This is a genomic window from Pseudomonas sp. GW823-FHT06B06 (genome assembly GCF_058795195.1).
Genome location: NZ_JBXAHO010000055.1, coordinates 21,025 through 28,844 on the forward strand (window position 1 = coordinate 21,025; position 7,820 = coordinate 28,844).

The window sequence follows — 7,820 nt, forward strand, 5'->3', positions numbered from 1 at the left end:
TACACCCGCAGTGAACAACGTCATCGTTGCCATGTTCATCGATCTGACTGCCTCCGTATTCGCGCAGAACAGCCAGGCCGGCACCCTTGAGGCCATCAACCACACACACTGGGCCATCAATCATTTCAGTGTCGATGGCCGTTCGGGGATCGACATTATCGGACCTTACCAAGGTGGCGGGGGCGGGTGCTGTTATGTCGCGCCGGCACGTTGGCAACAGGGGATGACGGTGCGTGTGGATTGGGAGACTGGGGTGGCTTATCCCGATGGATTTCCCGGCTTTGCGGATGAAGTCAAATACGAGGCATGGGCGGAGCAAATCAGAGCTCAAAAACGCCAGCACAGCAAAGTCGTACCAGTCTCTGACTATACCGACCAAAAAGTCTGCGGTCTCACCGTCCATTTTTTGCCCTGCAATGAGCTGCAGGTCAGCACCTCCTGCTACGCATATGGCAGCCCTGAATACCCGATCAAGACCCCACTGCAATTGCCGGAGCCCCAGTCATGTCCGAAGTGAAACACGCTCCTCTTTGGTACCCGCCAGCGTTTCCGGCCGAGGGTCGTTTGCCTCGTAGCGTCGAGCAGGTCTATCAAAATAATCAGCGCCAGTGTCAGCTGGAGTCGCAGTATCACGATGCCCTTTGCGTGGTGGCCGGGCGCCGGCTGATGCCGCCGTGCTGCAAGACCTTGCACATCAGCCTGTTTTTCGATGGCACTGGCAATAACCTCAACAATGACCTCTACCTGTCGAATCCCCGGCACCCGACCAATATCGCCCGGATGTTCCGCGCCAGCATTGGCGACGGTCATGCCGGCGGCACCGCCCACAGTCACGAAGCCAAGGGTTTGACCGATGCGGCGGGCACTGGCAACGGCCAGTACTTCAAGTACTACATGCCCGGTGTGGGCACGCCGTTTACCGAAGTCGGCGACCTCGACTACAGCATTCTGGGACTGGGGGGAGCCTGGTATGGCGAGGAACGGATCAACTGGGGCCTGTTGATGATCCTCGATGCCGTGCGACGCACACTGCGGCTGCCACGGCTGGACAACACGGCCCTGCTCAAAGCGGTCAAGGCCATGGGCACGGCGCCCGGACTGGAATGGGCAACCGGCTTCGCCGCCCGCAGCCGTGAGTTTCGCAAACAGTTCGAAGCCCTGGAAAAGCCCTTGCGCATTGCCCTGACCCAACCGCAACCCGGTCAGGTCAAACTGTTGGGGATCAAGCTGTACGTGTATGGGTTTTCCCGTGGCGCGGCGGCGGCGCGGGCCTTTGTCAGTTGGCTGAACCAGCTGTTGACCCTGACTGAGCCGGCGCTGGCCTTGCCATTGTCTGACCTGCGGTTGCCCGTCAGCGTCGAGTACCTGGGACTGCTGGACACCGTGGCCTCGGTCGGTCTGGCCGACATCGTCCCAGGGGCCAACGGCCATATGAGTTGGGCCGATGGCAACCAGGAACTGCCCGCCAGCAGTCTGGTCAAGCGTTGCCTGCACATCGTTGCCAGTCACGAGCAACGGTTGAGTTTTCCGTTGGAGTCCATTCGCCGTGAGAAGGGTGGTTACCCGGTAAATAGTCTGGAGGTGATTTATCCGGGCGTGCACTCGGATCAGGGTGGTGGTTATCCGCCGGGCGATCAGGGTAAGGCTATTGGCGAGAATGACGGTTTACTGCTGTCGCAAATCGCTTTGCAGGATTTATATGCCGACGCCTTCGCCCACGGCGCTCCTTTGAAAGTGCCGAAAGAAACGTTGCCAGTCGAATTGCGCCATGAAGTCTGGCGGGCTATGGAATTTGCGATATTGGAGGAGTTTCGTGTTGCACCAACTCTTGTTACCCGTTTCAACGCATGGCGTCAGCTAACTCTGGACCAGCCTCCCGTACAACAATCGCTGTCCGCCGAACAGATCGAGCACTACCGGCCACTACCCGCCACCACTTACCTGGAACAGGTCCTGCGTAATCAGATGAGCTGGATCACCGCCTGGCGCATCGACCGCTATGCCTTCACCAGCCTCAAGCACACCCCATTCTATCTTCAGGCGAGCGACCTTGAAGCAGATGAAGGGGTCAAAGTGCGCGCCGAAGAAAAGCGCGACCTGAATCAGGCAGAGGTCGTAAAACGGCGCAAGCAGCAGCGGGCTCGCGAGTTTCTCATCCGCGAACCGAACATGCCGCTGGAGCCTGGGGTCAAGGATTTCGATGCCGACATGGCGCGAACCCAGTTGCGCGAAGCGGCCGAAGAATTTGCTGCCCATTATCGCGTCCTCAGCCTTACGGATCCTTTGGTGATGTGGGTCGCACTAAAGATGCCCATTCCCGGCTTGATTGCTCATCAGCTCTTCACCCGGGTGCAGCTCGAGCGTCAGCGGATGAAAGCCCAGGGACAGGCGCGTGTGGGTCAGCTATTCCCGCCGCCGTTGCGCGAAATCAATCATCAAAATGAAACCCGGCGCGGCAATGTCGACGAAAGCCGCAACGCCACACAACCCGAAGGGTTGTTACGCGCGCTGTTCGACGATCAGGTCCACGACTCCCGTGCCTGGTTTATGTACAAACAGGGACGTGAGTGGTTCGGCAGTTACTTCGGCGAACGCATGGTGTTTTTCGGCGAGGCCGGCCGTCGCGACCTGGCGTTGTATGGCGAGAACGGTGAAGTGCTGGCGCGCACCAACCCGAATGCCGGGCCTGCAGGCACCGCGCAACCCGTGGTGCTGGACGCCGAGCACCTGGCCCAGGCCATGCAAGACATCGATGCGTTGTGGGAAGCGTTCTATGCCCAGGCTGGTGAGGTGAAAAATGCATCGGCCTGAACCTTTCTTTCGAGGCGTGGCACAGGCCCCCAGGCGCGAACTCAAAGCCAGCCCATGGCGCGAAGGAACCGTTGTCGTCGGCATTCTGGTTGGCAGCCTACTTGTACAAGACGCACTGGCCGGCACTCTCCAAGCCATCAATCACACCCACTGGGCAATCAATCATTTCAGTGTCGATGGCCGTTCGGGGATCGACATTATTGGACCTTACCAAGGGGGCGGGGGCGGGTGCTGTTATGTCGCGCCGGCACGTTGGCAACAGGGGATGACGGTGCGTGTGGATTGGGAGACGGGAGCCAGCGGGGTGAGTGAACTCGCTGATGAATTTCCCGGTTTTGCTGATAGGCCGAAGTACTTGGCTTGGGTCGGTAAAGTCGAGGCGCAAAAACGCCAGCACAGTAAAGTCGTACCCTACGGCAGCCCCGAATACCCGATCAAGACCCCACTGCAATTGCCGGAGCCACAGTCATGTCCGAAGTGAAACACGCTTCGCTTTGGTACCTGCCAGCGTTTCCGGTCGAGGTCCTCGTGGTGCTGGACGCTGAGCACCTGGCCCAGGCCATGCCAGACATCGAAGCGCTGTGGGAAGCGTTCCATGCCCAGGCTGATGAGGTGAAAAATGCATCGGCGTGAACCTTTGTTTCGAGGCGTGGTACAGGACCGCAGGCCCGAGCTCAAAGCCAGCCCATGGCGCGAACGGGCCGTTGTCGTCGCCATTCTGGTTGGCAGCCTACTTGTTCAAGGCGCTCAGGCCAGCACTCTCGAAGCCATCAATCACACTCACTGGGCAATCAACCATTTCAGTGTCGATGGCCGCTCCGGCATCGACATCATCGGTCCTTATCAAGGTGGAGGGGGCAGCTGTTGCTTCATTGCGCCGGCACGCTGGCAACCGGGGATGACAGTGCGTGTTGATTGGGAGACTGGAGAAGGAAGTTCAGCAGGTTTCCCCGGCTTTGCTGATAGGGACAAATATTACGCCTGGCTCGACAGAATTGACTCACAAAAACGCCAACACAGCAAAGTCGTACCAGTCCCTGACTACACCGGCCAAAAAGTCTGCGGCCTCACCGTGCACTTCCTGCCCTGCGAAGAACTGCAAGTCACCACCTCCTGCTACGCCTACGGCAGCCCCGAATACCCGATCAAGACCCCGTTGCATTTACCGGAGCCACAGTCATGTCCGAAGTGAAATACGCCGAAGGGCGAATGGGCTGCACTGCAGCCAGTCAGTTGACCAAACAATGCACTAATCAAGGATCGTCACTGCTGCGTCAGTTGCAGTGCGCCGACACGTGGGTGGCCTCATGAAAGTGGCTCCCGAGTATACCCCCTATCCCCAGGCGCAACGACCCAACTACAAGCGATGGCTGGTTAACGGGGCAGCACTGTTGGGTTTGGTGTTTGTAGGCGCCGATCTGTTGGAGTCGGTCGAAGATGGAAGTAGTAACTGGAGTATTTTGCGATTTTTGCTGGACGTTTTCACCGTCTGGGGTGTGATGATTGGCGTGGCAGTGTTGTGGTTGCTGGCACTGCTGTTGCGCGTGTTGTACTACCGTTTCAACTGGCATATCGCGCGATATCATGCCAATGCAGCCACGCGGGTTCAGCACACCTGGTGGACCCACCATCGCCAGAAGGTCGGGTTGATCGAATCGGTGCTGTTGGGCGCCGCCTGCAGTTCCCCCGAACACCGTCAAAGCCTGTTCAGTCCTGAGCATCAACCCCCAGTGCCAGAGGAGACGCCCGAGGGCCCGGCGATTCGACTGCTCCAGGTACTAGGACGCGATGTCGCCGAGCGCGAACGGCAACTGGCAACGTTGCTTGCCTTGCAGTGGGACGAGCAGCGTTCGGAACCCGAGGTGGTGCAGCCAGTGTGTTGTTACTGGCAAGGATCACTGGACGCCTGGCAAGCCTTTGTCGAACAGATGAAGCAGTGCTGTCCGCAAATCCAGTTGCCCGAACAACCCGAGCCTTGGCAAGGCATGCAGAGCCTTGACGCGATCATTGATCGGCTGCACGGGGCACCCTGGGATATCCGCATTCTTTGTGCCGGTTGCCACTCTTCGCCGCCCGAGGCACAGAGTCACATGCCCGCGGGCGAGGCTGCCGTGTTGTGGTGGCTCGGTCCGCGAGGTCGGGTGCGCTTGTCTCGCGGGGAATGGTTCGCGGCTGATGCCGAGAGCTTGGCGTCGGTAGCCGAGCGAGTGTCGCAACAAAGCGAGCTGAAGTCTTCCGCGCCGGTATGCGTGTCGTTCTCTCAACCCGACATGCCGCCGCTGTCTGTCCTGGATTGGAACACCCGCCAACACCTGCAAGACGCCAACTTTGGCGCGCTGCAAAACCTTGAGGCAATGATCGTGCAGACCCTGGCTGCCTGGTATGCCGAGCAGCATGGCGTGCCGTGTGCCTGGTTGGCGAATGACCCTCAACACACCCTGGCCCTGGGCATTGTGGAATCCGATCATGCAGATAGTTGAAGCTCCAAGAATATCTTCCTGGCCGACGGCGCTGTTGCTGGCGCTGATCGTGGCTGTAGTGGTCACGGTGGGTGGCGTGGCCTGGTGGATTTGGACAGGGCGCGGCCCGGTCAGCCAAGCCATGTGGGTGGATCTGCTGCTCAAAGGACTGATGTGCCGGGCACTGCTTTTTAGCCTGGCAGTCTCGATCTGGTTGGTCCTGAAGAAAGGGATTCACAAGCTGGTGATGGGCAGTCAGCCTCTGCTGCCCTTGCCGAATACCGAGACTAGTCCACCAGACGAGTGCGCAAAGGCACTCGCAGAATTGCGCAAGCACTATGGCCCTTTCTGGCGCTTCAAAGTTCGCCTGCTCCTGGTCGTCGGCGAACCCGAGCAGATCGAAGCCATCGCCCCCGGACTGACCACCCGACAGTTCCTGCATGGGCAGGACACCGTGCTGCTCCATGGTGGCAGCGTACAGTCGCCAACCCTGTTCAGCCAATGGCAGGGCTTGAGCCGCTGGCGCGCCCTCGATGGCGTGGTCTGGGCGTTGAATAAGCCACAATCCACCGACGCCGCAACACTGGGCGACAGCCTGCGGCGCCTGCGCGATCTGGCCCGGACCCTGCATTGGCAGTTGCCGTTGCACCTATGGCAGGTCTGCGACACTGTTTGGGAGCAGCGCACACGTCAGACGCAGGCGGTGGGTTGTGCGTTGCCCGCCGACTTCACTGCGGTGGAGCTGGAGAGTCGCCTGAATCAATTGGTCGAGCCCTTGCGCCAGGAGGGCTTGGAACAGATGCGCGGGCAGATACCGCATGACTTTTTGCTGCGCCTGTCCCGCGATTTGCAGGTCGAAGGCATTCCCCGCTGGCGTCAGGCGCTGGCACCGTTGCTCGGCGAGTTGGCCGGGAGCGTGCCGGTGCGCGGGTTGTGGTTCAGCCTGCCGTTACCGGAAGTGTCGCCGGATCCCAATAACCGCAGTCACTTCTGGTCGATATCACCGGTCTGGCACGGCGTGCTCGGCGATCAAAAATCGCGCCCGCGTCGCCTCGGCTGGCCCGCGACCCGCATCGCGCAAACCCTGATGCTCGCCCTGACTCTGGCATGGGGCGCCGGCCTGCTGCTGTCCTTCGCCAGCAACCGCGTACACATCGCCCAGGTGCAAACCTCCCTGGCGACCTTGCAACACTCATCCACCCGTGACGAACAATTCCTCGCCCTCAACGAGCTGATCCGCGAACTCGGCCGCCTGGATTACCGCGCCACCCACGGCACGCCCTGGTACCAGCGCTTCGGCCTGAACAAGAACACAGAACTCCTGCAACTGCTCTGGCCCGCCTACGTCGAGGCCAACCAGCGCCTGTTGCGCGACCCGGCCGTGGCCAGCCTGCAACAACAACTCACTGCCCTGATCAAGTTGCCCGCCGACAGCCCCGAACGCCTCAAGCGCGCGCCCCAGGCCTACGAACAACTCAAGGCTTACCTGATGCTGGCGCGGCCGGAAAAAGCCGATGCGAGTTTTCTGGTCAAAGTGATGGGCTCGCTCGAACCGAGCGCCGACGGGGTTTCGCCGGGGCTGTGGCACGGTCTGTCGCCGCTGCTCTGGCAGTTCTATGGCGAGCAGTTGGCGGCGCACCCGGACTGGCGCATCGCCACCGATCCGCAGCTGGTGGCCCAGGTGCGCCAGCTGCTGCTCGGCCAGTTGGGTCAGCGCAATGCCGAAGCCAGCCTGTACCGCCAGGTGCTCGACGCCTCGGCCAATCATTACCCGGCGTTAAATCTGGCGCAGATGGTCGGCGACACCGAGGCGCGAGCGTTGTTCGTCAGCCCGGCCAGCGTGCCGGGGGTGTTTACCCGCCAGGCCTGGGAGGGCCAGGTGCGCCCAGCCATCGAAGCTGTCGCCGAGGCGCGGCGTGAGGAAATCGACTGGGTGCTCAGCGACCGGCCGGGCGACATCGCCACCGAGTTGACCCCGGACATGCTGCGCGAACGCCTGACCCGGCGCTACTTCCAGGACTACGCCAGCGCCTGGCTGAAGTTCCTCAACCGCCTGCGCTGGCAGCCGGCCAACAACCTCGGCGAGGTGATCGACCAGCTGACCCTGATGAGCGACGTGCGCCAGTCGCCGCTGATCGCGCTGATGAACACCCTGGCCTACCAGGGCCAGGCCGGCACCCGCAGCCAGGCGTTGGCCGACTCGCTGATCAACTCGGCACAGAAGCTGATCGCCCAGGCGCCGGCGCCGTTGATCGAGCAGGCGCAGCAGGGTCCCAAAGGCCCCTTGGACGCCACCTTCGGTCCGCTGCTGGCCCTGCTCGGCAAGACCCCCGAAGGCCAGAGCGATAACGAGCGCCTGAGCCTGCAAGCCTTCCTCAACCAGGTCACGCGCACCCGCCTGACCCTGCAACAGGTGAACCACGCCGCCGACCCGCAGGACATGACCCAGACCCTGGCGCAGACGGTGTTCCAGGGCAAAAGCATCGACCTCACCGACACCCGCGCCTACGGCAGCCAGCTCGCCGCCAGCCTCGGGGCGGAGTGGGGCGG

At 61.3% G+C, this 7,820-nt stretch carries 7 protein-coding genes; all 7 read left to right on the top strand.

The genetic code is table 11. The annotated features are described in order from the left end of the window. Positions 1-31 precede the first annotated feature (31 nt). Positions 32-517: a Tli1a family immunity protein gene (gene tli1a, locus AC1Q8Q_RS29790; protein WP_033042187.1), complete on the top strand. Its 486-nt coding sequence runs from the start codon at positions 32-34 to the stop codon at positions 515-517. Continuing rightward, the gene (locus AC1Q8Q_RS29795) at positions 505-2,811 is read left to right on the top strand and encodes a T6SS phospholipase effector Tle1-like catalytic domain-containing protein (RefSeq protein WP_492615868.1); all 2,307 of its coding nucleotides are present in this window, start codon (positions 505-507) and stop codon (positions 2,809-2,811) included. The genes tli1a (AC1Q8Q_RS29790) and AC1Q8Q_RS29795 overlap by 13 nt, the downstream gene beginning before the upstream one ends. After that, entirely contained in the window at positions 2,798-3,292 is a 495-nt protein-coding gene (gene tli1a / locus AC1Q8Q_RS29800) for a Tli1a family immunity protein (RefSeq protein WP_083349261.1), read from the top strand. Before AC1Q8Q_RS29795 ends, tli1a (AC1Q8Q_RS29800) begins: the two co-directional genes overlap by 14 nt. Then, a complete protein-coding gene (locus tag AC1Q8Q_RS29805; RefSeq protein WP_156703878.1) occupies positions 3,280-3,444 on the top strand; it encodes a hypothetical protein in 165 nt (54 codons plus the stop codon). The genes tli1a (AC1Q8Q_RS29800) and AC1Q8Q_RS29805 overlap by 13 nt, the downstream gene beginning before the upstream one ends. Further along, entirely contained in the window at positions 3,431-4,003 is a 573-nt protein-coding gene (tli1a, locus tag AC1Q8Q_RS29810; RefSeq protein ID WP_083349260.1) for a Tli1a family immunity protein, read from the top strand. The genes AC1Q8Q_RS29805 and tli1a (AC1Q8Q_RS29810) overlap by 14 nt, the downstream gene beginning before the upstream one ends. 115 nt (positions 4,004-4,118) lie before the next feature. After that, entirely contained in the window at positions 4,119-5,291 is a 1,173-nt protein-coding gene (locus AC1Q8Q_RS29815; protein ID WP_492615869.1) for a hypothetical protein, read from the top strand. Further along, the coding region (locus AC1Q8Q_RS29820; protein WP_492615870.1) for an ImcF-related family protein at positions 5,278-7,820 on the top strand (2,543 nt) is incomplete at its 3' end. The genes AC1Q8Q_RS29815 and AC1Q8Q_RS29820, both read left to right, overlap by 14 nt.